The sequence below is a fragment of the Microbispora bryophytorum genome (assembly GCF_006874465.1).
Lineage (GTDB): Bacteria > Actinomycetota > Actinomycetes > Streptosporangiales > Streptosporangiaceae > Microbispora > Microbispora bryophytorum.
Genome location: NZ_VIRL01000008.1, coordinates 107,860 through 132,480, shown reverse-complemented (window position 1 = coordinate 132,480; position 24,621 = coordinate 107,860). Strand labels below are relative to the sequence as shown.

The 24,621-nt window shown below is 71.6% G+C and carries 15 protein-coding genes; 4 read left to right on the top strand and 11 right to left on the bottom strand.

Annotated elements, in window-relative coordinates; all coding sequences use genetic code 11:
- Window positions 1–873: 873 nt before the first annotated feature.
- Both FLX07_RS17055 and FLX07_RS38450 read left to right on the top strand, forming a co-directional pair.
- Window positions 874–4,920, top strand: a complete 4,047-nt coding sequence (locus tag FLX07_RS17055) for a ThuA domain-containing protein (protein ID WP_142571785.1) — start codon at window positions 874–876, stop codon at window positions 4,918–4,920.
- 110 nt (window positions 4,921–5,030) lie between these two features.
- Entirely contained in the window at window positions 5,031–7,817 is a 2,787-nt protein-coding gene (locus FLX07_RS38450) for an OmpL47-type beta-barrel domain-containing protein (protein WP_142571784.1), read from the top strand.
- A 74-nt stretch (window positions 7,818–7,891) separates the two neighbouring features.
- Here FLX07_RS38450 and FLX07_RS17045 read toward each other — a convergent pair whose 3' ends face one another.
- Complete coding sequence (locus FLX07_RS17045; protein ID WP_142571783.1) at window positions 7,892–8,176, bottom strand: YiaA/YiaB family inner membrane protein; 285 nt, start codon at window positions 8,174–8,176, stop codon at window positions 7,892–7,894.
- Window positions 8,177–8,250: 74 nt separating this feature from the next.
- A complete protein-coding gene (gene atpB, locus FLX07_RS17040) occupies window positions 8,251–9,039 on the bottom strand; it encodes a F0F1 ATP synthase subunit A (RefSeq protein WP_142571782.1) in 789 nt (262 codons plus the stop codon).
- 114 nt (window positions 9,040–9,153) lie between these two features.
- On the opposite strand from atpB, the gene FLX07_RS17035 reads away from it, so the two are divergent.
- A complete protein-coding gene (locus FLX07_RS17035) occupies window positions 9,154–9,903 on the top strand; it encodes a TetR/AcrR family transcriptional regulator (protein ID WP_142571781.1) in 750 nt (249 codons plus the stop codon).
- 103 nt (window positions 9,904–10,006) lie between these two features.
- On the opposite strand, the gene FLX07_RS38445 is transcribed toward FLX07_RS17035, so the two are convergent.
- From FLX07_RS38445 to FLX07_RS17010, 5 genes are all read right to left on the bottom strand, one after another.
- Window positions 10,007–10,654 carry a type II toxin-antitoxin system PemK/MazF family toxin gene (locus tag FLX07_RS38445; RefSeq protein WP_208762245.1) on the bottom strand — a complete coding sequence of 216 codons (648 nt, stop codon included), beginning with the start codon at window positions 10,652–10,654 and terminating at the stop codon, window positions 10,007–10,009.
- Window positions 10,655–10,699: 45 nt separating this feature from the next.
- Window positions 10,700–11,710, bottom strand: coding sequence for an NAD-dependent epimerase/dehydratase family protein (locus FLX07_RS17025; protein WP_142571780.1), 1,011 nt, complete (start codon window positions 11,708–11,710; stop codon window positions 10,700–10,702).
- Window positions 11,711–11,905: 195 nt separating this feature from the next.
- On the bottom strand, window positions 11,906–14,182 hold the full coding sequence (locus FLX07_RS17020) for a SulP family inorganic anion transporter (protein ID WP_142571779.1): 2,277 nt from the start codon (window positions 14,180–14,182) through the stop codon (window positions 11,906–11,908).
- A 53-nt stretch (window positions 14,183–14,235) separates the two neighbouring features.
- Window positions 14,236–16,200 (bottom strand): hypothetical protein, encoded by a 1,965-nt coding sequence (locus FLX07_RS36480; protein ID WP_167748274.1) that lies wholly within the window; start codon window positions 16,198–16,200, stop codon window positions 14,236–14,238.
- A 197-nt stretch (window positions 16,201–16,397) separates the two neighbouring features.
- Complete coding sequence (locus FLX07_RS17010) at window positions 16,398–16,943, bottom strand: YbhB/YbcL family Raf kinase inhibitor-like protein (RefSeq protein WP_142571778.1); 546 nt, start codon at window positions 16,941–16,943, stop codon at window positions 16,398–16,400.
- Between the two features lie 178 nt (window positions 16,944–17,121).
- On the opposite strand from FLX07_RS17010, the gene FLX07_RS17005 reads away from it, so the two are divergent.
- The gene (locus tag FLX07_RS17005; RefSeq protein ID WP_167748273.1) at window positions 17,122–20,349 is read left to right on the top strand and encodes an AfsR/SARP family transcriptional regulator; all 3,228 of its coding nucleotides are present in this window, start codon (window positions 17,122–17,124) and stop codon (window positions 20,347–20,349) included.
- A gap of 33 nt (window positions 20,350–20,382) precedes the next feature.
- On the opposite strand, the gene FLX07_RS17000 is transcribed toward FLX07_RS17005, so the two are convergent.
- The 4 genes from FLX07_RS17000 to FLX07_RS16985 all read right to left on the bottom strand — a co-directional run bounded on the left by FLX07_RS17000 (window position 20,383) and on the right by FLX07_RS16985 (window position 24,567).
- Complete coding sequence (locus FLX07_RS17000; protein ID WP_142571776.1) at window positions 20,383–21,195, bottom strand: ABC transporter permease; 813 nt, start codon at window positions 21,193–21,195, stop codon at window positions 20,383–20,385.
- Window positions 21,196–21,241: 46 nt separating this feature from the next.
- A complete protein-coding gene (locus FLX07_RS16995) occupies window positions 21,242–22,204 on the bottom strand; it encodes an ATP-binding cassette domain-containing protein (protein ID WP_142571775.1) in 963 nt (320 codons plus the stop codon).
- A 128-nt stretch (window positions 22,205–22,332) separates the two neighbouring features.
- Entirely contained in the window at window positions 22,333–23,154 is an 822-nt protein-coding gene (locus FLX07_RS16990; RefSeq protein ID WP_142571774.1) for an SAM-dependent methyltransferase, read from the bottom strand.
- Between the two features lie 210 nt (window positions 23,155–23,364).
- Complete coding sequence (locus FLX07_RS16985; protein ID WP_142571773.1) at window positions 23,365–24,567, bottom strand: helix-turn-helix domain-containing protein; 1,203 nt, start codon at window positions 24,565–24,567, stop codon at window positions 23,365–23,367.
- Window positions 24,568–24,621: the final 54 nt, after the last annotated feature.

Below are 24,621 nucleotides of genomic sequence, written 5' to 3'. Positions count from 1 at the left end.
AGGCGAGCGGCAACTGTCGTAGCGCCGGCCCGGGGGACCGGCCTGGACGGCGCGACGTCTCGCTGGGGCTCCCCTGCAGTGGGGCCGGTTCCCGCCGGGACGGGGACCGGTCAACGAGCCTTTCGACACCGTGGATACAGCTTTCGATGGAAGTAGGCGATACTTCTGCTAAAAAGTCAAGAAGTCATGTTGTAAAGAAGAGAACTTTGTAATGGGACTGGATGAAGTTCGGTGAGGCTGCTACGTTGAGCCCAAACCGCCCACTTGACGCGACTCGACTACCAGAGTCCATGCAGGTCTCGTGGGCATCACCTGGCCCTCGTCCCCCCGCCCGCCCACGCAACCATCCGCGACTCCCCGAAAGGCTCAGCGGTGCTTCGGCGACACCCCCCACAGCCGACATCCGCCCCGCACGGTCCGCCCTCTCACGTCCCGGCGGACCTGCGGCTCAGACGCACCGGACCACGCCCCGGCGGCGCCGCCAGGCGTCGCCGGCCTCGCGGCACCCCGGCCTGAGACCGGCAAGACACCCTCATTCCGGTCGCCGTCCCCGCAGGACGGCCGGCGACCGCTGCACGCGATCAGTCCCGGCGCCCGCCACGACGGGCTCCGTGGCGATCGCCCGCCGACAACGCGATGAACGGCGATGCCGCACGTCCGCGACGGCCCAACCGCCCCGACCACGCCATCACGCGACGCGTCACCGCGTCACCGCGTCACCGCGACGCGGGGTCAGGGACAGAACGGCAAGTGAGAGGAGGAGACGGCAGAACCCTCGCGCCTTTCGGCATCTGCGTGCCCGGCCACCGCCACGGCTGACCGAACGACCTCCGCAAGGTGCTGATCCAACCCCCCGACCTGAAGGAGCGAACGATGGGTCGCAGAGACCTGCTCGCACACCCCCGGCCACCCGCCTGGCGCCGCGCTCTTGTCGCGGCGTCGAGCGCCGCCCTGACGCTGGGACTGGCGACCGTCCCCGCCATGCAGGCGCAGGCCGCACCGGCCCTTCCCGCCGCGCAACTGCAGGCGCAGGCCAAGCCCAACCCTCCCGAGCCGGATACCGGTAAGCCAGACAAATCCGATGAGTCGGTCGGTGTGCTGGTGTTCCACGGACCCGCCAAGGAACAGAGCGACCCGGTCGAGAAGGCCGCGGACTCGATCAAGAACCTGGGCAAGGACAACGGCTTCTCCGTCGAGGTGTCCGAAGACCCGGCCGTCTTCACCTCCAGCAACCTGGCGCGCTATCGCGGGGTGGTGTTCCTGTCCGCCAAGGGCGTGACGCTGAACGCCGCACAGGAGGCCGCCTTCCAGGCGTACATCCGGGACGGCGGCGGGTTCGTCGGCGTCCACGACGCCGTACGCGCCCAGCCCGACTCGTCCTGGTTCACCGAACTGGTCGGCACCCGCCCCGCCGGCAGCCTGCCCCCAGCGGAGAAGGTCGTGGAGGTCACGGCGAGCGGGGACAACCCGCCGAACGAGACCAAGGAGAAGCTGGTCGACGGGAACAACAACAGCAAGTGGCTGACGTTCAACCCGACCGGCTGGGTCTCGCTGAAGCCGGAGCAGCCGAAGGCGATCGCCCACTACGCGCTGACCTCGGCCAACGACTTCCCCGGCCGCGACCCGAAGGACTGGACGCTGCAGGGCTCCCAGGACGGGAAGAGCTGGACGGACCTGGACAAGCGGACGGGGGAGACCTTCCCCTCGCGGTTCCAGACCAAGGAATACACGTTCACCAACACCACGGCGTACGCGTACTACCGGCTGAACATCACGGCGAACAGCGGTGAGCCCCTCATCCAGCTGGCCGAGGTGCGGCTGTTCGGTCCCGACGCCGGGCCTCCGCCGGACAGCCAGGTGCAGAAGGCCACGGTGGACTTCACCGACCGTCAGCACCCGGCGAACAAGGGCCTGCCGTTCAACGCGACGCGGTCCGACAAGTGGATGAACTGGAGCCCGAGCCCGCTGGGCAAGGTCCAGACGGTCGCGCAGGTCGAGGAGTGGACCTACAAGGCGGGCCTGAACGGCAACGGCGCGTTCCACCCGATCTCGTGGTGCCGCGACTACGACGGCGGACGGTCGTTCTACACCGGCATGGGCGGCACCGAGGAGAGCTACACCAAGGACGAGCAGTTCAAGAGCCACCTCGGCGGTGCGATCAAGTGGGCGGCCGGCCTGGTCCGCGGCGACTGCCAGGCGACCATCGCGTCGAACTACAAGACCGAGCGACTGACCACGCAGAACCAGTCGGGCCAGCTCGACCAGATCGGCGAACCGCACGGCCTGACCGTCGCCCCCGACGGCAAGGTCTTCTACGTCGGCAAGGCGGCCTGCCCCACCGGCCCGATCGCCGACTGGAACGACCCGAAGGTGGGCCTCGGCTGCGGCACGATCCACCAGTGGGACCCCAAGACCAAGCAGGTCAAGCTCCTCACCACCCTCGCCGTCATGGGCAACCGCGGCAGCGGCGACGAGCTGGTGAAGAACGAGGAGGGTCTCCTCGGCATCGTGCCCGACCCCAAGTTCCAGGAGAACGGCTGGCTGTACGTCTACTGGATGCCGCACGAGTCGATCGACAGGGACAAGCGGATCGGCAAGCGGACGATCTCCCGGTTCACCTACGACTCCGCCACTCAGACGATCGACCAGAAGACCCGCAAGGACCTGCTGCAGTGGGACACCCAGATCCACAGCTGCTGCCACGCGGGCGGTGGCATGGCCTTCGACAAGGAGGGGAACCTCTACGTCGGTTCCGGTGACAGCAACTCCTCCGGCGGCTCGAGCGGTTACTCCGGGAACAACTGGACCCAGGACTACAAGGGCACCTCGTTCCAGGACGCCCGCCGCACCGCGGGCAACACCAACGACCTGAACGGCAAGATCATCCGTATTCACCCTGAGGCCGACGGGACGTACACGATCCCGAAGGGCAACCTGTTCACGGGTAAGGAAGAGGGCGGCGGCAAGACCCGCCCGGAGATCTACGTGATGGGCGTTCGCAACATCGCGCGGCTCCAGTGGGACAACGTGAACGACTGGCTGACCGCCGGATGGGTCGGTCCGGACGCGGGCGGCCCGAGCGAGATCTGGGGTCCGGCGAAGTACGAGACCGCGACGATCCTCACGTCCGCCGGCAACCAGGGCTGGCCCTACTGCATGGGCAACAGACAGCCTTACCGTGACCGCAGCAACGTCGACGCCAGCCAGCCCGCCGACTGGTACAACTGCGGCAACCTGAAGAACACCTCGCCGCGCAACACCGGCCTCGTCGACATCCCGCCGGCCCGCGACAACATGATCTGGTTCTCGCCGCAGGGCGGCGGCCCGGTCTACCCGAAGCGGACCGACGGCAGCGGCCTGCCGACCTACAAGCCGGGCGAGGAGACCTTCACCGAGCCCTACCTTTCCGGCGGCGGCCAGGCGATCATGTCCGGGCCGACCTACCACCGCTCCGAGGTCGACACCGACAGCGGTGTCGCGTGGCCCGCGTACTGGGACGACAAGTGGTTCATCGGTGACGAGTCCAACGCGAACAACCGGGTGGCCGTCACCGTCGACCCGAAGGGCGTCAAGGACGCGAAGCCGCCGGTCTTCGCCGAGGACCTGCGCTCCATCATCCAGCCCGGCGGCGGCGCCTCCCAGCTGCAGTCGTGGATGGACGCCAAGTTCGGCAAGGATGGCGCCCTCTACATGCTGGACTACGCCGGTGGCTTCTTCAGCCTGCACCCCAACCAGAAGCTGATCCGCATCACCTACCAGGGTGGTCCTGCGACGCCGAACCCGAGCCTGGCCACGGTGCGGCCGGAGCGGCAGAGCACGCCGAAGACGGTGGTGTTCTCCCACGCCAGGGCCGGCGGCGTGAAGTGGGAGTGGGACTTCGGCGACGGCAGCAAGCCGTCGACCGAGGCCGACCCGACGCACACCTACAAGGACTTCGGCACCTACAAGGCCACGCTGAAGGTCACCTACGCCGACGGCGAGGTGACGACCGGCGAGATCACCGTCGAGATCGGCTGCACGGCGCCGGACTCCCGGACGACGGTCCGGCTGCTGGACACCGACACCGGCGTGGCCAACCGCGTCGTCGGCGGCGGTTGCACGATCAACGACCTGATCGACGACGAGCGCATGTGGCAGAACCACGGCGAGTTCGTCAAGCACCTCAACGACCAGGTGAACGAGTTCCGCAAGGCCGGCGTCATCGACAACAAGGAGGCCTCCACGCTCAGTAAGGCGGGGGCGCAGTCCGAGATCGGCAAGACGAACGGCTACGAGACCGTCTTCGACGGGACCGCGCAGTCACTCCAGGGGTGGTCGCAGGCTCCGACCGGCCAGTTCATCCTGCAGCAGGACGGCACTCTCCGCACCTCCGGTGGGATGGGCATGCTGTGGTACTCGGCCAAGGCGTACGCCGACTTCTCGGTGCGGCTGCAGTTCCGTGACGTCGCGCCCGGCACGGCCCGTGCCAACACCGGCGTGTTCGTCCGGTTCCCCGACCCGCGGACCCCACTGGACCAGCGTCCGGCCGGGAGTTGCGGCACGGTCGGATCGGCCCGTACGTCGGAGGCGTGGGTCGCGGTCTACTGCGGCCACGAGATCCAGATCTACGACGGCGACTCGGGCGAGCCGCAGAAGACGGGCTCGATCTACAACTTCCAGCCGAACACGCTGGATAAGGCGGGGGCGACCCCGAAGGGCCAGTGGAACGACTACGAGGTCCGGGTGGTCGGGCAGCACTACACGATCATCCGCAACGGCGTCGTGATCAACGAGTTCGACAACACCCCGGGCAAATCGTCGTCCCGCGCCGGCGACCCCGTCACGGACCTGCGTCAATTCGTCAGCGGGTTCATCGGGCTGCAGAACCACAGCAACACCGACCTGGCGGAATTCCGCAACGTCCGCGTGCGGGAGCTCTGACCCGGTAGCCGGGCGGGGGGAGTCCCCCCGCCCGGCCCCCACCCCATGACCTCAGGCGGACGGACGCCGTTCGTCCGCTCACATGCACGTTCTGTGAGGTGCGACCTCAGATGCAGTTACTGACAGGAAGGCTACGCAGGGCGCTACGCGCCGTCGTGGCCGTGGCGCTGTTGTGCGTGGCGCTTCCGGCGCTGTGGCTGTCGCCGGCCGAAGCCGCCGCCGCGCCGCAGCCCGAGACGCGGCAGCAGGTCGCCCAGGCGGCGGCGCAGGTGCTCACCTGGACCGCCGACAACGGCATGACCGCGTACAAGGACGCGCCGGCCACGGCGGTCGCGGGACCCGCGACGATCGTCTTCGAAAACAGCATGGCGACCGGCAGCACGTTCGGGATGACGCACACGCTGACCTTCGACGTCTCGACGCCCGGATACAACCACGACGTCAACGTCAACATCATCGCCAGCCCGTACGACGCGGACGGCGGCCGGCACGAGATCCAGGTGAACCTCACCCCCGGCAAATACCGCTTCTTCTGCGCGATCCCCGGCCACCAGATGGTCGGCGAGCTCGTGGTCACCCCCGGCGGCCCCACCGACACGACCGCGCCGCAGGTGTCCGCCAACGTGTCGGGCGAGAAGGACGCCGACGGCAACTACGTCGGTTCGGCGACGGTGACGGTCTCGGCGAGCGACACCGAGTCGGGTGTGGACCGGGTGGAGTACGCGCTGGACAACGGGGCGTTCACCACCTACTCGGCTCCGGTTTCGGTGAACAAGACCGGGTCGCACACGGTGCAGTATCGGGCGACCGATGAGGCGGGCAACGTCTCGCCGGTGGCGTCGGTGTCGTTCACGGTGGTCGCTCCGCCGGCGAAGGACACGACCGCGCCGCAGGTGTCGGCGCAGGTGGCCGGTGACAAGGACGCCGACGGCAACTACGTCGGCTCGGCGACGGTGACGATCTCGGCGAGCGACAGCGAGTCGGGTGTGGACACGGTGGAGTACTCCCTGGACTCGCAGCCGTTCGCGCTGTATTCCAAGGCGCTGACGGTCGACCAGCCGGGTGCGCACCGGGTGAGCTACCGGGCCACCGACAAGGCGGGCAACGTCTCGGCGGTGGCGTCGGTGACGTTCACGGTCGTGGTCCCGCCGGCCAAGGACACCACGGCCCCGCAGGTGTCGGCGCAGGTGGCCGGTGACAAGGACACGGACGGCGACTACGTCGGTTCGGCCACCGTGACGGTCTCGGCGACTGACACCGAGTCGGGCGTCGACAAGGTGGAATACGCGCTGGACGACGCATCCTTCACGACGTACTCGGCGCCGATCTCGGTGAACAAGACCGGGTCGCACACGGTGCAGTACCGGGCGACCGACAAGGCGGGCAACACCTCGCCGGTGGCGTCGGTGTCGTTCACGGTGGTCGCTCCGCCGGCGAAGGACACGACCGCGCCGCAGGTGTCGGCGCAGGTGGCCGGTGACAAGGACACCAACGGCAACTACGTCGGTTCGGCGACCGTCACGATCTCGGCGAGCGACAGCGAGTCGGGGGTGGCGACGGTCGAGTACTCCCTCGACGGGCAGCCGCTCGGCCTGTACTCGGCGCCGGTGGCGGTCAAGCAGCCGGGCGCGCACACTGTGAGCTACCGGGCCACCGATAAGGCCGGGAACGCCTCCGACGTCGCGTCGGTGTCGTTCACGGTCGTCTCCGCGGAGCAGAAGGACACCACGCCTCCGCTGGCGTCGGCGCAGGTGGCCGGTGACAAGGACACCAACGGCAACTACGTCGGTTCTGCGACGGTGACCGTCTCGGCGACCGACACCGAATCGGGCGTGGACAGGATCGAGTACGCCCTGGACGGCGGGGCCTTCGCGACGTACTCGGCTCCGGTGTCGGTGAACACGGCCGGGTCGCACACGGTGCAGTACCGGGCTACGGACAAGGCGGGCAACGTCTCGCCGGTCGGGTCGGTGTCGTTCACGGTGGTCGCTCCGCCGACGAAGGACACGACCGCGCCGCAGGTGTCGGCGCAGGTGGCCGGTGACAAGGACACCAACGGCAACTACGTGGGCTCCGCCACTGTCACGATCTCGGCGAGCGATAGCGAGTCGGGGGTGGACAAGGTCGAGTACTCCCTCGACTCGCAGCCGTTCGCGGTCTACTCGAAGGCGCTGACGGTCGACCAGCCGGGTGCGCACCGGGTGAGCTACCGGGCCACCGACAAGGCGGGCAACGTCTCGGCGGTGGCGTCGGTGACGTTTACCGTGGTGGTCCCGCCGGCCAAGGACACCACCGCGCCGCAGGTGTCGGCCGGTGTGTCGGGCACGAAGGACGCCGACGGCAACTACGTCGGCTCGGCCACCGTGACGGTCTCGGCGACCGACACCGAGTCGGGCGTCGACAAGGTCGAGTACTCCCTCGACTCGCAGCCGTTCGCGGCCTACACGGCTCCGGTCTCGGTGAACAAGACCGGGTCGCACACGGTGCAGTATCGGGCGACCGACATGGCCGGCAACACGTCGCCGGTGGGGTCGGTGACCTTCAAGGTCGTCGCGCCGCAGCAGGACGACACCACGGCTCCGCAGATGTCGGCGCAGCTCAGCGGCAGCATGGACTGGGCGTGGAACTACGTCGGCTCCGCCACGCTCACCATCTCGGCGACCGACAGCGAGTCGGGCGTGGCCACGGTGGAGTACTCCCTCGACGGCCAGCCGTTCGCGCTGTACTCCAAGCCGGTGGCGGTGAGCCAGCCGGGGGCGCACACCGTGAGCTACCGGGCCACCGACAAGGCCGGCAACACCTCCAACGCGGGCACGGCGACGTTCAGCGTCGTCGGCGCCACGTCGGGCTCCGACTGTACGAAGCCGGGCAAGGGCAAGGGCTGCACGGACGACTGAGTTCGTGCGGCCGCAAGCGGCCTCGGTCCGGCGACGGCCCGAGGCCGCCTCTTCTCGTCGTGCGGGACTCGCCCTCATTCGGCCCGGAAGGGGTCGTGCTCGGCGAGGAGCTTGTCGAGCCGGGCCTGGTCGACCCGGCTGACGACGGTCGCCTCCTCCTGCCGGTCCCGTACGCACTTGGCCAGCGTGAACGTCGAGGTCACCACGTACATCAGCCCGAGAGCGAGGAAGGAACGCACCCAGGTCGTCACCGGGAGGTAGATGATGCCTGCCGCCAGGCCCACGAGGGAGATCGCGAACGAGATGACGGCCTGAAGGTAGAAGGCCGTTGTCGTCGGGGGTTTCACCGATTGCGCCATGACGCCATCGTCCGCGACGTCCGCCTGCCGGACATGAGCGCCAATACTCAGTTACCGGTGAGTACGAACTCGCGTCAGTGGTCCGGGTTCAGGGCGTTGCCGATGTACATGGCCGCCAGCATGGTGAACAGGAACGCCTGCAGGAACTGGATGAAGATCTCCAGCCCGGTCATCAGGACGGCCATGGCCACGCCGAGGAGGCCCACCGGGAACCCGGGCACCGTGGGGCGCTCGACGAGGAACCAGAATCCCACCGCGCTGAAGAACGCCAGCAGCAGGTGCCCGGCGAACATGTTCGCGAACAGCCGTACGGCATGGGTGAACGGCGCGAAGACGAACGTGTGCAGCAGTTCGAGGGGCGCGTAGAACGCGAGGGCGAGCGGCTTCGGCAGGCCGGGCGGGAACATCAGGCTCTTGAGATATCCGCCCACCCCGTGATGCCGGAAGCCGAGATAGAGCTTGATCACGTACACGACCACGGCGAACACCACCGGGAACGCTATGTGGGAGTTCACCGGGAACTGTACGCCCGGGATCACCCCGAAAAGGTTCCACAGCAGGATCACCGAGAACAGACTGAGCAGGAACGGCATCCACCTCTCGGCGTCGGCGCCGAGGAACGGCCGGGCCACCTGGTCGCGGACGAACAGATAGCCGTATTCGCCGAGGTGCTGCAGGCCGCGCGGGACGAGCTTCGGCCGTGCGAACGCCCCCCATGCGAGCGCGCACAGCAGGATCACGCCGACCACGGCCAGCACTACGGGCTTGTTCAGCCAGTGTGGCGCGCCGGGCCACAGCGGCGGAAAGTCGAACAGTTCGAGACCGGGCACGGTGAACTCGTCCCCGGCGAGGCTGGCGGGCATGGGAACCCCCTCGTCCGGCCGTAAAAACTGAGTACGACGTACTCACTTTATCGATGCGATCGTACATACCGAGTACCGTGTACGCAATAGTGCGACGACCTGGGACGATCAACGATGACGGGCCACGAGAACCTGTGGATGCGACCCGAGCGGCCTGCCCGCGGGCCGCGGCCGAGCTTCAGTCGCGCCGCACTCGCGCAGGCGGCGATCCGCATCGCCGACGCCGAGGGGCTGGAGGCGATCTCCATGCGGCGGCTCGCCGCCGATCTCGGAGCGGGCACGATGTCTCTGTACCGGTACGTGACGAGCAAGGACGAGGTGTTCGACCTCATGGTCGACACCGCGGTGGGCGGGTATCTGCCGGAGGACCGGCGGCCACCGGATGACTGGGTCGAAGGGCTCCGCCTGCTCGCCTGGCAGGCCCGGCGCACCATGCTGCGCCACCCGTGGCTCGCACCGCTCGCGGCCGGCCGCCCGCAGGCGGGCCCGAACAGCGCGCGTCTGATGGAGACCGCCCTCGGCATGCTCGACGGCCTTGGCCTGAGCGTCGACAGGATGCTGACCCTCGTCGGCGCGGTCTTCGCGTACGTGAACGGCTACATCCAGAGCGAGCTGGCCGATAGCGAGGCGCTCCGGCGGTCGGGGCTCACGCTGGCGCAACGGCTGGCGCAGCACCTGTCCTATATCCAGTCGCTCATCGCGACGGGGAACTATCCCATGCTGGAGCGGATGACGAAGGAGGGCGGGCGGGAGTACATGGGCACCGACGACCGCTTCGCGTACGGTCTCGACCGGCTGCTCGACGGCATCGCCGCGGGTCTGCCGCCGAGCGGCGGCTCGGAAGGGGCCGCGTCGTCACGGTGACGCCGACTGCCGGTCCCAAGACGCGCCCGGCCCGGGAGACGCGCCCGGTCCGGGAGACGCGCCCGGCCCAAAGACGGGCCCGGTCCCCGAGCGGTGGTACGGCTCAGTTCGGGGTGATCTCGTGGAGGCGGCAGACCTGCCGCCAGACGCGCGCGTCGAGCTGGCCCGCCCTGTCCTGGAAGTCGGCGACGGGCACGCGGACCGGACCGGTGAGATCGAGGAAGCTGTTGTGGTCGGCGTCCGGGTCCCAGGTGCGGGTGGGGATCTCCACGTGATCGGAGCGGTCGCTGCGGTCCTGACTTGTGATCTTCAGGACCTCGGCGCCGTCCCGGTGTGTCCTGAGCACCACGCAGGGGCGCACCTTGTGGCCCGGCCCGTCCTCGTAGGGCACGTCGGCCCACCAGATCTCACCGGGCTGCGGACCGGACTGGGTGGCCGCACCGCCGCGCGCGCCCGCTTCGCCGCCCGTCGCTCGGCCCGCGGCCCGGCCTCCGCTTCGGGCCCCCGCCCCGGAGGTGGTGCCGCGCCTCGTGCCGGGAGCGGTGCCGCCACCGGACCTGGTGCCCGGCCCCGTGGTCCCGGCCGGGGCACGACCACCGGGCCGCGCGGTCCGGCCGGCGCGGCCCGACGGATGGCCGCCCGACGGGGGGCGCGGCGCGGACCGTCGGCGTGAGACCCCCGGCAGGCGCCCGGTCACCCCGAGTGCTCCGAGAACGACCAGCACGGCGACGATCACAACCACCCAGATCATGGCCGACAGCCTACGGCTCCCCGCGAGCGCGCAGGCCGGTCGCGGTCAGGAGCGGGCATCCCAGGCGGCGAGGATGTGCGCCTCCTTGTCGGAGGCGATGCCGTGGTGCATCCGGCCGCCGAAGCTGCGCCGCTCCTCGGGGATGTCCTTCAGCCACTCCCAGGTGTCCCGGACGGTCTCCCGCACGGGCCGGCAGGTGAGACCCGCGGCGATCGCCTTCGCCGAGGAATGCGTCCACACGCCTTCGCGGTCCGCCGCCGGATACCACAGCGGAAGCTCGGTCCACATCTGCACGCCCTGGCCGACCAGGAACTCGTCGTCGGCCCACACCAGCTCCGCGTCGGAGCCGGTGACCTCCACGCAGTCGTTCAGCCAGCCGCCGTACGTGGCGTTGCCCTGCACCCCGCCCGTCATGTAGCGGCCGGTTGTGCCCCTGGCCGCCTGGCCGAGGGTGAACGCGGCGATGTCGCGGGCGTCGATGAGCTGGATCGGCAGGGCCGGGTCGCCAGGAGCGAGCACGCGCCCACCTTTGGAGATGCGGGTGAGCCACCAGGGCAGCCGGCCCACGTTCTCGTGCGGGCCGAGGATCAGGCCGGGCTGGATGATCAGGGCGGCGCCGTCGAAGTGCTGCTCGACCGCCCGCTCACAACCGGCCTTCAGCACGCCGTAGTCGCCGAACTCGGCGTCCACGTCCGGCGGGCACTCGTGCAGGGGGGAGGTCTCGTCGAGGCCGGACGTGCCGGGCCAGTCCGGGTAGGCGGAGATGCTGGAGATGAACGTGTAGTGCGGAGCGTGCCCGGACAGCGTGCGCACCGACTCCAGGACGACGCGGGGGACGAACCCGCACACGTCGATCACCGCGTCCCACTGCCTGCCGCCGGCAAGCCGCCGCAGGTCGTCGGTGCTCTCGCGGTCGCCGCGCACCGCCTCCACACCGGGCAGGTCCGCTCCGCTCCTGCCCCGGTTGAACGTCGTGACCTCATGTCCGCGCCGCAGCGCCTCGTCCACTATGGCGCGTCCGAGAAACACCGAACCGCCGATGACAAGAATCTTCATAACGGTCATCCTTGGCCCGCCCGTGCCACACGTCTGCCCCGTTTCACGGTCGGCGGACATGGTCCGCTGTCAGCGGAAGGCAGGCGCCGGTACGGCCCCGGCGCGCCGCCGCACGGTCGCTCTCCCCGGCACGGCCATTCCCTCTGGCGCGGCCGGACCGCAGCTCAGTAGACCGCAGCCCGGCCGGTGCGCCGCTCAGCCGGTGCGCAGCTCGGGGACCGGCGTGAAGCGTTCCCGATCCAGCAGGTGCACCCGCGCCGCGCCGATGTCGAAGTACAGCCCCATGAGCTCCAGCTCCCCGGCCCGTACGAGGGTGTCCACGAACGGGTGGGTGCGCAGATTGTCGAGCTGCTGGATCACGTTGGTCCGGCAGAGCCGGTCGAGCGGCCCGGCGTCGTCGTCACACGACTCGGCGGCCACGAACCTGGCCAGGCTCTGCCGTCCGTGCCGCAGCCAGCTGCGCAGCGCGGGCAGGTCGGGCACCTCGCCCAGCAGGGCGGCCATGGCGCCGCATCCCGAATGCCCGCAGACGGTGATCATGCGCACATCGAGCACCTTCACCGCGTACTCGATCGTGGCCGCGACCGAGTCGTCGGCGGGCACGGCGCCGGCGCGCGGCACGAGGTTGCCGATGTTGCGCAGCGTGAACAGGTCGCCGGGACCGCTCGCGGTGATGATGTTCGGCACGATGCGGGAGTCAGCGCAGGTGATGAACAGGTGCGACGGCGACTGCTTGCGGGCCATGCGGTGGAGCACCGACCGGACCATCGGCGCGGTCCTGCGCTGGAACTCCCGCGTCCCCTCCATCAGGTCGGGCATGCCCTGCGGCTCGCAGAGCACGGGGACGTCGTCGTGGCCTCCGCCGTCCGCGCTGAGCACGGCGTAGGACCCGGCGTCCCCGGCCGCGGCGTCCATGCGACGGGAGTGGCGCCGGTAGGCCCAGGGCAGCCACCAGCGGTCGTGCCGGGGCGGAATCCTGGCTGGGAACAGGCGGACGCCGTTGATCGCGGCGGCGTACCACTCGCCGTGCGGCTCGTCCACGTCGATGACACCGCCGGTGCGTTCGTGCTCAAGCCGCCAGGCGTGCAGCGCCTCGAAGGCGGCGTTGTCCATGAAGTCGAGGTGCAGGTCGAGCTCGACCACGACCCCCGCGGGGATGCCGCGCAGCGCCTCGGTCAGCCGGGGCACGCCGAGGAACGTCAGCGATCCGGTGACGACCACCCGCCAGCGCCGCTCGCCCGTCTCCCGTGCGTCGACCGACACCCAGGCCAGGCGGCGCAGGGCGAGCAGGGCGGCCAGCCCGAGGCCGATCGCCACGCCCTCGGCCAGACCGATCAGCACGACCGCGGCCATCGTCACGAAGTAGACCGGCATCTCACGGTGGCTGCGCAGGTTGCGTACGTGCCCGAGGTTGACCATCTGCACGCCGATGAACAGCAGCAGCGCCGCGAGCGCCTCCAGGGGGATCAACGTGATCATCCAGGCGAAGGCCGTGGTGAACAGCAGCACCCACACCCCGTGGAGCACCGCGGACCAGCGGCTCCGGGCGCCCGCCCGCGCGTTGGTGGTCGTCCGGACGACGACACCCGCCACCGGAAGGCCGCCGAGCGCGCCGGACAGCGCGTTCGCCACGCCCTGCGCGGTGAGTTCGCGGTCGAGATCGGCGCGGGGCCCGTCGTGCAGGCGGTTGGACGCGACGCAGGTCAGCAGCGACTCCACTCCGGCGAGGAGGGCGACGAGCAGGACGGCTCCGGCGATCGCGTGCCAGTCGCCCTGCGGCATCACAGGTCCCTGGACGGAGGAGAACCCGCCCTTCAGGTCCACCTTCGTCAGGTCCCAGCCCGTCACCGCGGCCGTCAGCGCGGCGATCATCAGGGCGGCGAGCGGGGCGGGCACGGTGCGCAGCCGGGGGATGCGGCCCCACACGAGCAGGACCCCGATCGTCAGCACGCCGATCATGACGGCGTGCGTGTGGTTGTCGAGGATCTGGGCGGGGAGTTCGAGGACGTTCTCCAGCGCGGAGCGCTGTGGCGCACCGCCGAGCACGATGTGCAACTGGGACAGCGCGATCACCACGCCGACCCCGGCGAGCATGCCGTGGACGACGGCGGGGGAGACCCCGAGCGCCGCCCGCGCCACCTTGAGCCCGCCGAGGACCAACTGGAGGAGGCCGGCCATGACGGTGATGGCGCACGTGGCGCGCCAGCCGTACGTGTGGACGAGTTCGGCGACCACCAGGGACAGCCCCGCGGCCGGACCGCTCACCTGGACGACGGATCCGCCGAGGGCGCCGGCCACCACGCCGCCGACCACGGCGGCGACGAGCCCGGCCGCCACCGGTGCGCCGGACGCGACGGCGATGCCGAGCGACAGCGGCACCGCCACCAGGAAGACCACCAGCGACGCGGGTACGTCACGCCGGAGCACGGACTTCCAGTTACGTAGCGAGACCGCGTCGTCACTGATTGTCATGGGCTGACAATATGCCAGCCGCGGAGGTCGTCACCAGGCAGGGAACGGGAAAATCACCGGTAGTAGTCGGGATAGTCGCTCTCGGGGTTGCGGTGGCTGCCCCGCCGCCGCCCGCTCGCGGAGGTGGAGGCGTCGTCGTGGGCCTCGTCGTAGGAGGGCCAGCTTCCGGCGGCGTCCTGCTGCTCGGGCCACGACGGCTGCTGGACGCCGCCGTACCCCTGCTGCTGCCGGTCGTAGCCGTACTGGCTCTGCCCGGACGGCGCGTCGTAGCCCGCCGACTCGTACGGCGAGGCGGTCGCCGGAGCCGAACCGGTCACCGTGTCCGAGGCGTCGATCGTCGCCCAGCCCGCGCTCACCTCGTATGACGGGGTGGAGGGCGCGGCGGGCGACGGCGCCGAGGCGGCCGGGTAGCCGCCCTCCGCCGGGTAGGCGGACGCGTAGCCGTCGTAGGCCGGGGTCTGGTAGGTCTCCGCGTTGGGCCAGGAGGACGCGCCGTGCGCCGGTTCCGGGTCGTCGAGCACGTCGCGGGCGCCCGGCCAGGAGGAGTCCGTCGCGGGACCGGAGGCGGCGGGGACCGGCGGGTAGCTGCCGGTGACCGGCCAGCCGGAGTCGGTGGCACCCGCTCCGTCGGTGCCGGTCGCCGCCGGGTTGGGCGGGTAGGACGGCGAGGCGCCGGCCGCGCGGAACGGGCCCGTCGCGACGTGGGACGAGTCGTAGGCGTCGGATCGGGGCGTGTCGTAGCTCGCCGCCCACGCGTCGAAGGAGCCGCCGGTCGAACGGGCAGCGGGGTCGGCGAGAGCGTCGGCCGGCGAGGTGGTCGGCGAGGTGGCGGGCGCGGCGGCCTCGAACGCGCCGCTCGTGCGGGCCGGATCGTACGCGCCGGCGGCGGACCCGGCGGCCGAGATGGGGGAGGACGGCGTCGCGGCGTAGCCGCCCGTCGCGCGGCCGTCGTGGGAGCCCGCGCCGCCCTGCGAGGCGAACGGCCCGGTGGCCGCGGGCGTGTCGTAGGCGGGAGCCCCGAACGGGCCGGTGCTCGCCGCGATCCCCAGGGGGTCGGCGTTCGGCTGCGTCCCGTACGCGCCGGCGCTCGGGGCCGACGGGAACGGGCCCGTGGCCTGGTGGCTGTCGTGGGAGCCGCCGGCCTGCCCGGCATCGCCCGCGGCGGCCGTGGCGCGGCGGGCCGCGCGCGATGAGCGGCCGGACCTGCTCGGCCTGCGGCTGGACGTGCCGGGTGTGCCCGACCGGGTTCCGGCGGGGGCCGCGAAGGGGTCGCCGGCCGGGGACGCGGGGGCGCCACTCGCCGCGGGGGCGTCGAACGGGCCGGTCGCGCGGCTCGCGTCGAAGGGACCGGTCGACGGGGAGCCGGCCGGAGCGGCGGGGACGTCGAGCAGGTCGGGCGTCGGAGCGGAGAAGGTGACGGTCTTCTGGTCGGCCATGGCCGAGGCGGGGACGGGGGCGCCGGGAAGCACGGGCTCGTCGGCGCCGGCGCGCCGGGCGCGGTTCGGGCGGGCGGGCAGGGGGGCCTGCACGGTCGCGGCGTCGGGGTCGGCCATCTGGGCCGCGCCCGCGGTCTCGTCGATCGGCCGGGGGGTGGCCATCCTCGCGGCGATCGTCCCCCCGAAGCCGCCGTCGTCGGCGCGTACGCGCGACCAGTAGTCGTCATCGTAGTCGTCGGCGCCGCCCCACTCGTCCACGCCGCGCTTGCCGCGGGCGGCGGCGGCCTGTTTGCCGCCGCGCTGCGCGGGCCGTGCCGCCTGCCGCCCGCCGGGGCGGGGGGCAGGGCGGGGCGCCGGACGCTCCTTCTCCGGCTCCTCGAAGGCGTCGAACCCCGCGGGGAAGCTCTCGAAGAACGTCTCCTCGGCGGGCCGCCGGGGCTTGGGTCCCTTGTTCTCTGCCATCGCCTTGAGGCGCTCGGCGGAGAGAGCGCTCTCTCTGCGGTTCATCGACCGCATGCCCAGCGCCACGACCAGCAGCACGAGAAGCACGACGGCGACAAGACCCACAATGACCGCAGTCATAGCACCACCCTCAAGGCGATGGCCTTTCTGCGGCGCCGGTGAGGTCGCGCGGCCATCGACGCGACCTGTCCCCTTTGATCACCTGCGCTCAGCAATTGGATCCGATTCTGCTCGACCACAATGACCGTTGTCACACCCTAGGTGAAGATTGGTGTAGCACGACTACCTCCGGTGCCCAGCATGTCACTCGATGCATGTCACTCGATCGTGTTCGCCGTGAGGCGCCCACGGGCGATGGTGTGACTCGCGATGCCCTCCAGGGTCTTCGCGAGGTCGGCGCCCTGCTTCAGGTCGAGCTTCGTGTTCAGCGCGTAGACAGTGAAACGGTAGCTGCCGCCGGCCTGGCATGGGGGCGCATAGCCCACCTTCCCGTTCGACGTCATGCCCTGGCGGGCCCCCCGGGGGACGTCGTCCATGCCCAGCTCGGTCGTCGCGGGGTCGATGTCGAACACCACCCAGTGCACCTCCGGGCCGCTGCGGGGACTGTTGTCGTCGACCACGAGGGCCACCGACTTGGCGCCCGACGTGCCCGACCAGCGGAGAGGCGGGTTGCCCTGCCCCCCCTTACAGGAGTAGTCGTCCGGCAGGGGGGCGCCGTCGCGGAACTGCGGGCTCGACACGCTGATGACGTCGAGGTTCCTCGGCGATCCCCCGCCCAGGATTCCACAGCCCGACGCGGCCAGCGTGAGCGCCGTCACCGTGACGGCGGCCCGCGCGACCGCTGATTTTCTCGGCGACCCCATGCCCGATGATGCTACGCGGATTGGACACGTGCCCCGACCGGATCGCGGTGATCCGTACCGATGACCGGGGCCGTGCGAGGCGCTGACCTCCGCGTTCTCCCGAATCGATCGGTACGTGCGGAGAACCGGTATGTGGGGGTGTGAGGCTCCGAGTGCCCTTATCCGCCACAATCGAGGCATGCAGGGGGACACGCCGGGAGTGGGCATGAGCTTCGCCGTTCTGGGCCCCCTCGACGTACGGCGCGACGGGCAGCCGGTCGAGGTCGGCGGGCGGCGGCTGCGGGCCCTGCTGACGCTCCTGCTGCTGGACGCCGGGCGCACCGTCTCCACCGAGGCGCTCGTGGCGGGGGTGTGGGACGACCGCCCGCCCAGCGGCGTGGGGAACGCCCTGCAGGCGCTGGTGTCCCGGCTACGGGCCACGGTCGACCGTGGCCTGGTGGTCGGCGGGCCGTCCGGCTACCGCCTGGCCGTCTCCCCCGACCAGGTGGACCTCCACAGGTTCGCCCGCCTCGCGGGGGAGGGCGCCGCGGCGCTGGCCGCGGGCGATCCGGGCTACGCCGCCGGCCTGCTGCGTGAGGCGCTCGGCCTGTGGCGCGGCGCTCCGCTGACCGACCTGCCGGACGCCGAGGTCGAGGTGGCCCGGCTGGAGGGGCTCAGGATCGCGGCCGCCGAGGACAGGATCGAGGCGGAGCTGGCCCTGGGCCGGCACGCCGACCTGATCTCGGAGCTGCGGCTGCTCGTCGCCGCCCACCCGCTGCGGGAACGGCCGCACGGGCAGCTCATGCGCGCCCTCTACGGGGCGGGCCGCCGGGTCGAGGCGCTGGCCGCCTACGAGGAGGCCCGGTCCGTGTTCGCCGACCTGCTCGGGGCCGACCCCTCGCCGGCTCTGGCCGGGCTTCACCTCGCGATGCTGAGGGGCGAGGCACCCGAGGAGGGAACCCGCCCGTCACCCGGGGTGACGCCCAGGAGGTTCGCCCGGATGGAGCAGGGGCTCGCCCCGGTGGACGGGCCGTCGCCGCGCGCTGCGCGCCGGGGCAACCTGAGTGCGCGGCTGACCAGCTTCGTCGGCCGGGACGACGACGTCCGCAGGATCGGCGGGCTCCTCGCCGCCGACCGCCTGGTCACACTGCTCGGCCCGGGCGGTGCGGGCAAGACGAGGCTCGCGGTGGAGTCGGCCGAGGCGATCGCCGCGCGCATGCCCGACGGCGTCTGGCTGGTCGAGCTCGCACCCGTCGGGGACGCGGCGGAGGTGCCGCAGGCCGCCCTGACCGCGCTCGGCCTGCGCGACACCGGCCTGGTGCCCGTGCGCGCGGCGCCCGCCATGCCGTCCGCGCCGGGTGGGGAGTCCGACCCGGTGTCCCGGCTCGTCTCCGCTCTGGCGGCGCGCGACACGCTGATCGTGCTGGACAACTGCGAGCACGTGATCGAGCCGGCCGCCGCGCTCGCCGACCGGCTCCTCGCCGAGTGCCCCGGCCTGCGCATCCTCGCCACCAGCAGGGAGCCGCTCGGCATCACCGGAGAGCGGCTGTGGCCGGTCGGGCCGCTCGGGGCCGGTCACGCCGTGCGGCTGTTCGCCGAGCGGGCGGCCGCCAAACGGCCCGGCTATCTGGTGGACGGCGAGCGCGACGCCGTCGAGCGCATCTGCCGCGAGCTCGACGGCATGCCGCTTGCCATCGAGCTGGCCGCCGCCCGGCTCCGCATGCTGTCGGCCGGGCAGATCGCCGAGCGGCTCGGCGATCGGTTCCGGCTGTTCACCGGCGGAAGCCGTACGGCCGTGCCCCGCCACCAGACGCTCCGCGCCGTCGTGGAGTGGAGCTGGGACCTGCTCGACGCCGGCGAGCGCGCGCTCGCCGCACGGCTGGCGGTGTTCGCGGGCGGGGCCACGCTGGAGGCCGCCGAGCAGGTCTGCGAGGGCGACATCGACGTGCTCGGCAGGCTGGTGGACAAGTCGCTGGTCGTGTTCGACGGCGGCCGCTACCGCATGCTGGAGACGATCAAGGCGTACGCCGCGGAACGCCTGGCCGAGTCGGGTGAGGAGCGGAAGGTGCGGCTCGCCCACGCAGAGTTCTTCGCCCGCCTCGCCGCGGACACCGAGCCACACCTGCGCGGTGCGGAGCAGCTCGTGTGTCTGGCCCGGCTGTCGGCGGAACACGACAACCTGTCGGCGGCCCTCAGATGGGCCTGCGAGGAGGCCGAGGCGGACCTCGCGCTGCGCCTGGTCGGCGGACTCGGGTGGTATTGGTGGCTGTCCGGCCAGCGGCTGGAGGGCGCCCAGCGGTCGGCGGAGGCGCTGGCCCTGGCGGGCGACGACGGCGACCCCGCGCGGCTGGCGCTGGCCCACGCGGTGCACGGCATCACGAGTGCGGGCGGGGAGGGGAACCTGGCGCAGGCCGGGCGGAGCCTGGCGGTCACGGCCCGCTACGCGCGCGGCATCCGGGACGCCGCTCCGCACCCCCTCGTGGCGATCGCGATGCCGATCATGTCGATGTTCTCCGGCCTGCGGCAGGAGGCGGAGGCTCAGCTGGAGCCGCTGCTCGGACATCCGGACGGCTGGGTCGCCGCCTCCGCCCGTATCTTCCGCGCCCACCTGCACTTCAACGCGGGACGTTCCGAGGAGGGCGAGGCCGACCTGGTGCTCGCGCTCGACACGTTCAGGACGGTCGGAGACCGGTGGGGGGTGGGGAACTGCCTGAGCGTCCTCGCGGAGACGAACGTGATGCGCGGCGACCTCCGGAAGGCCGTGCCCCTCATGAAGGAGGCGATCGCGCTCCTGGAGGAGGTCGGGGCCGTCGAGGAGACGCCGTTCCTGCGCACCCGCCTGGCGGTCGCGCTGAGCGCGGCGGGCGACCGGGAGGCCGCCGAGGCGGCTCTGCGGGAGACCGAGCGGCTGTGCGGCGCCACCGGCGACCCCATCGGGCTGGCCGGGGTGCGGCACGTGCGGGGCGACTTCGCCCGAGCGGACGGCGACCTCGAGACGGCGCGGCGTCACTACGACGAGGCCGTCCGGCTGCTCCGGTCCACGCCGGCCATCCCCCAGTTCGAGGCGACGCTGACGACCTCGCTCGGCATGCTGGCCGGGCAGGAGGGAGACGCGGCGGCGGCCCGCACCCTGCACGACAGGGCGCTGGCCCTCGCGGTGAAGTCCGGCGACGCCCCGGTCGTCGGGCACGCGCTCGTCGGGCACGCGGCGCTCGCCGTCCACGAGGGCGACCACGCGCGGGCCGCCGTCATCCTCGGCGGGGCGGAGGCCGTCCGCGGGTTCGTCCACGACCCGAGCGTCGACCACCGGAGGGTGGCCGACGCCGTGCGGGCCGTGCTCGGGTCCGTGGAGTTCTCCCGGTGCGGTGAGCGCGGGCGCGCCCTGCGGCGCGACGAGGTGCTGGCCCTCGCGTCCCGTAGGACGTGAGTCCGCGACCGCGGGCACCCCGCAGCGCTGCTTTCAGATGCGGTTGCGGAAGGCGCGGACGGCGAGCGGGGCGACGACGACGGCGATGCCCGCGGCCCACAGCAGCGAGATCGTGGCGTCCGACGCGACCGGCCCGCCGCCGAGCAGTCCGCGTACGGCGTCAGCCAGGTGGCTGACCGGGTTGACCTCCACCCACTTCTGCAGCCAGGACGGCATGGTGTCGGTGGCGACGAAGGCGTTGCTGGTGAAGGTGATCGGCATCATCAGCGAGAACATCAGGATCTGTACCTTCTCCATGCTCGCGGCCGTGACCCCGACCAGCACCGCCGTCCACGACATCGCGAGTGCGAACGCCAGCAGCAGCGCGAGTGCGCCCAGCACCCCGGCGATCCCCGTGTGCACGCGGAACCCGAGCACCAGGCCCAGCCCGAGGAACAGGGCGAACGCCCACACCTGCTTCAGCGTGTCGGCGACGATGCGCCCGGCCAGCGGGGCGGAGCGGGAGATCGGCAGGCTGCGCAGCCGGTCGAACACGCCCTTGGCGATGTCGACGTTCAATCCGACGGCCGTGGTCATGCTCGCGAACAGCATGTTCTGCGCGACCAGGCCAGGCAGCGCGAACTGCAGGTAGTCGCCCGTGGACCCCGCGATCGCGCCGCCGAACACGTAGGTGAACAGCAGCAGGAACATGATCGGCTGCACGCTGAGGTCGAGCAGCTCCATCGGGTTGTGCTTGATCTGCACCATGCTCCGCCAGGCGAGCGTCATCGTCTGGCGCAGGGCCGCTCCCGCGCCCGGCCGGGAGGACGCCGCGACCGCGGGCGCGGTCTGGGTGATCGTGGTCATCTTCTCTCCTCGTCGCTTGGTGCGTCCTGCGGCTCCCGTCGCGGGCTCACGCCGCGGCCTCGGCGCCCTGCTGCTCGTCCTCGGCGCGGTGCCCGGTCAGTGCGAGGAACACCTCGTTGAGGCTCGCCCGGCGCAGCGACAGCTCCGCCGCGACCACGTCGAGGTCGTCGAGGCGCCGTACGATCGCGGGGACGGCCGCGGGGTCGCGCACCGGAGCCGTTACCTGGCCCTGGGAGACCTCCGGCGTGACGTCGAGCACGTCGGCCACCACGCGGCGGACGAGATCGAGGTACGTGGCCTCGATGGGCCGCACCTCCAGGACCTGGCCCCGGGTCGCCGCCTTCAGGTCGTCCGGCGTGCCGCTCGCGATGACCTTTCCGTGGTCGAACACCACGATGTCGTCCGCGAGCCGGTCGGCCTCCTCCAGGTACTGCGTGGTGAGCAGGACGGTCACGCCCTCGTCCTGCAGGCCGCGGACGACGCCCCACAGCTCGGTGCGGCTGCGCGGGTCGAGGCCGCTCGTCGGCTCGTCCAGGAACAGCACCCGGGGGCGGCCGACGAGGCTCGCGGCGAGGTCGAGCCGGCGGCGCATTCCGCCCGAGTAGGTCTTGGCCGCCCGCCCGCCCGCGTCGGTGAGCGCGAAGCGGTCGAGCAGGCCGTCGGCCCGGCGCCGTGCGTCCGCCCTCGTCAGGCCCAGCAGGCGGCCGATCATCATGAGGTTCTCGACCCCGGTGAGGGCGTCGTCGACGGCCGCGTACTGCCCGGTCAGCCCGATGAGCGAGCGCACCTGGTGCGCCTGCCGGACCACGTCGAACCCCGACACGCGCGCCCCGCCCCCGTCCGGCCGCACGAGCGTCGCCAGGATTCGCACCGCCGTGGTCTTCCCCGCCCCGTTGGGGCCCAGGACGCCCAGGAGGCGGCCCTGCGGCACCTCAAGGTCCACCCCGTCGAGCGCCCTCGTCTCGCCGTACCGTTTCGCCAGGCCATCGGCCTGGATCGCATAGCCCATGTCGTCTCCTCCGGTCGTGTGCGCCTCCACTCTGCGGGGCGACGCTGACACGGCTCTGAGGGCGGCCGTCAGCCGCTGACATATCGCTGACGGCGCGGCTGAGAAGGCGGAGAGGGCTGGGCGAGGACTCAGGGGCGGCGGGCCAGGACTCCGATGTAACCGCTGTTGCCGGGGTCGCCCGGGTACTGGTCGTGGCGGGGACGCCAGAGCTCGACGGGCACGACGCCGGGCTCCAGAATCTCCATGCCGTTCAGCATGGCGGCGAGTTCCTCGGGTCCACGGTGCACGAAGCCCCCGGCGGAGGTCTTGCCGTAGACCGACTGTGCCTGCTCCACATTGTTCTGGTCGGAGCGGCGGACATAGGTGTGGGAGATGGCGAGGTAGCCGCCGGAGGGCAGCCCGTCCCGCAGATTCGAGATGATCCGGCTCACCTCCGCGTCGTCGGTGAAGAAGTGCAGGACCGCCAGCGCGAGGATCGCCACCGGCCGGTCGAAGTCCAGGTGAGCGCGGACCCGCTCGTCGGCGAGGATCTCGCCGGGCCGCTGCAGATCCCCCTCCACGACGACCGTGTCGGGCGTGTCGGCGAGGATGGCGCGTGCGTGCACGAGAACCGTCGGATCGTTGTCCACGTAGACGGTGCGGGAACGCGGACCGAACGTCGCGGCGACCTGGTGCACGTTCTGCTGGGTGGGCAGGCCGGTCCCGATGTCGAGGAACTGGCGCACGCCGGCATCGGTCAGTTCCCTGATCACCCGCACCAGGAAGGCGCGGTTGGCGCGGGCCAGCGCGGGGATGTCGTACCCCTGCTCGCGGCCGAGCCGGATGACCCGGTCGGCGGCCTCGCGATCGGAGGCGAAGTTGTCCTTGCCGCCGAGGAAGTAGTCGTAGATGCGCGCCACGCTCGGGACTCTCGGATCAACACCCTGCGGAACGCGTCCTGTCTCCGTCATTCGTCGCCTTCCGCGCGATCGATGCTCCGAGTGATGAACCCATGCGTTAACGATCATAAGAGGTATGTGCGCGCCGCACCCACCGTACGGCGAGGAACCCGGACCAACTGGTTAGGCGTGGGCAGGAGCATGCAGGGAGAGGTCACTGTTGCTGTTCTCCGGGCTGGTGGGAGCTCGGCCCGGACAGCGAGCCCGATCGGCGAGTCCGGATCAGCGAGGCGTCCAGGTGGGGGCGGGCGCCGGGCGGAAGAGGAACACCTGGTCACGCCGCCCGGTGCAGGACTCCTGGGCGAGCTCAGCGCCTGGGGTCACGTCGGGCTCGCCGTACAGCGCTCCCAGGCACAGCCCGCTGTGCAGGGGACGCAGGGCGAACCCGGCCCCCGCGGGCTCCAGCAGGAACCGCTGGTGCGCCGCGCCGGAGCAGTTCTCGGGAGCGATCAGCACGTCAGGGCCGCGCAGCGCCTCGTCGACGGTGAGGCAGCCGACGCCCTCCTTGGGATGATGCCACTGGATCTCGTAGGCGCCGCCGCCGACCGACTGCACGTAGGTGTCGGGGACGATATCCCGGCAGCTCCGCTGGACGGCCAGTGGCCGGTCGGTCCGCCTGTTGCGCTCGCGTCCCTCCCCGATACACAGGTCGCGGTCGGCGACGTGCGACGGGACGATGTGATACCAGCCGTCGGGCGGGGTGCGGCCGCTTCCGGCCGCCGGTGCGGCGGAGGGCGGGGTCAGGCCGCTCCCGGTCGTCGCGGTGGGGAAGGCCGAGGGCCGTGCGCGGCCGCCGGCCCAGGAGACACGCAGTTGCGACAGGACCGTGCCCGTGGCGAGGAGCAGGACCAGGACAACGGCCCCGGCTATGACGAACCGTCGCAGCGCCCGGGTCTGCGGCCGTACGGCGTCCGCGCCCGGTCCGGCCGGGTCGCGTGGCACGGCGGCGTCGCGCGGTTCGGTGGGGTCGCGCGGTCCGGCAGAGTTTGGGGGACCGGTCTGTTCGCGCCCGTCGAGACGGCCGGGCTCGAAGCGGTCGGCCTGATCGGGCCGCCCATCCGGGCCGGGCTGCTCCGGCGGGACGGGCGGCCGGTCCGGGCCTGCTGCCGCGTCGTGGGGATCGGCCGGAGGCGCCATGCCGGCGGCCAGCCGTTTTCTGTGCGCCACCCAGCGCGCCGTCTCGGCCTCGCCGAGCCCGCAGGCTCGCACGAAAGCCGCCACGAACTCCTCCCTCGGGAGGGTCGTGCGCCCGAGTGCTCCCGCGATCGTGCTGGGGGGCAGCACGTCTCCCGACGCCTTCGCGGCGGCCGTGAGCTGCCGGTAAGTCAGCCCGGACCACTGGCGGAGACGGCCCAGAGCGGCGACGAATTCGGCCGCGGTGGTCACGCCGTCGGGCTGGGGAGGCACGCTGAACGGCCCTGACACGACGATCCTCCCAAGCCACGCTTCGGCGTCGATCCGGGCGAAACACTAACAAAG

What these genes read in the sequence shown, in the direction of transcription:
- FLX07_RS17055 (WP_142571785.1), top strand. Translation starts at nt 874, where the DNA reads ATGGGTCGCAGAGACCTGCTCGCACACCCCCGGCCACCCGCCTGGCGC.
- FLX07_RS38450 (WP_142571784.1), top strand. Translation starts at nt 5,031, where the DNA reads ATGCAGTTACTGACAGGAAGGCTACGCAGGGCGCTACGCGCCGTCGTG.
- FLX07_RS17045 (WP_142571783.1), bottom strand. Translation starts at nt 8,176, where the DNA reads ATGGCGCAATCGGTGAAACCCCCGACGACAACGGCCTTCTACCTTCAG.
- atpB (WP_142571782.1), bottom strand. Translation starts at nt 9,039, where the DNA reads ATGCCCGCCAGCCTCGCCGGGGACGAGTTCACCGTGCCCGGTCTCGAA.
- FLX07_RS17035 (WP_142571781.1), top strand. Translation starts at nt 9,154, where the DNA reads ATGACGGGCCACGAGAACCTGTGGATGCGACCCGAGCGGCCTGCCCGC.
- FLX07_RS38445 (WP_208762245.1), bottom strand. Translation starts at nt 10,654, where the DNA reads ATGATCTGGGTGGTTGTGATCGTCGCCGTGCTGGTCGTTCTCGGAGCA.
- FLX07_RS17025 (WP_142571780.1), bottom strand. Translation starts at nt 11,710, where the DNA reads ATGAAGATTCTTGTCATCGGCGGTTCGGTGTTTCTCGGACGCGCCATA.
- FLX07_RS17020 (WP_142571779.1), bottom strand. Translation starts at nt 14,182, where the DNA reads ATGACAATCAGTGACGACGCGGTCTCGCTACGTAACTGGAAGTCCGTG.
- FLX07_RS36480 (WP_167748274.1), bottom strand. Translation starts at nt 16,200, where the DNA reads ATGACTGCGGTCATTGTGGGTCTTGTCGCCGTCGTGCTTCTCGTGCTG.
- FLX07_RS17010 (WP_142571778.1), bottom strand. Translation starts at nt 16,943, where the DNA reads ATGGGGTCGCCGAGAAAATCAGCGGTCGCGCGGGCCGCCGTCACGGTG.
- FLX07_RS17005 (WP_167748273.1), top strand. Translation starts at nt 17,122, where the DNA reads ATGCAGGGGGACACGCCGGGAGTGGGCATGAGCTTCGCCGTTCTGGGC.
- FLX07_RS17000 (WP_142571776.1), bottom strand. Translation starts at nt 21,195, where the DNA reads ATGACCACGATCACCCAGACCGCGCCCGCGGTCGCGGCGTCCTCCCGG.
- FLX07_RS16995 (WP_142571775.1), bottom strand. Translation starts at nt 22,204, where the DNA reads ATGGGCTATGCGATCCAGGCCGATGGCCTGGCGAAACGGTACGGCGAG.
- FLX07_RS16990 (WP_142571774.1), bottom strand. Translation starts at nt 23,154, where the DNA reads ATGACGGAGACAGGACGCGTTCCGCAGGGTGTTGATCCGAGAGTCCCG.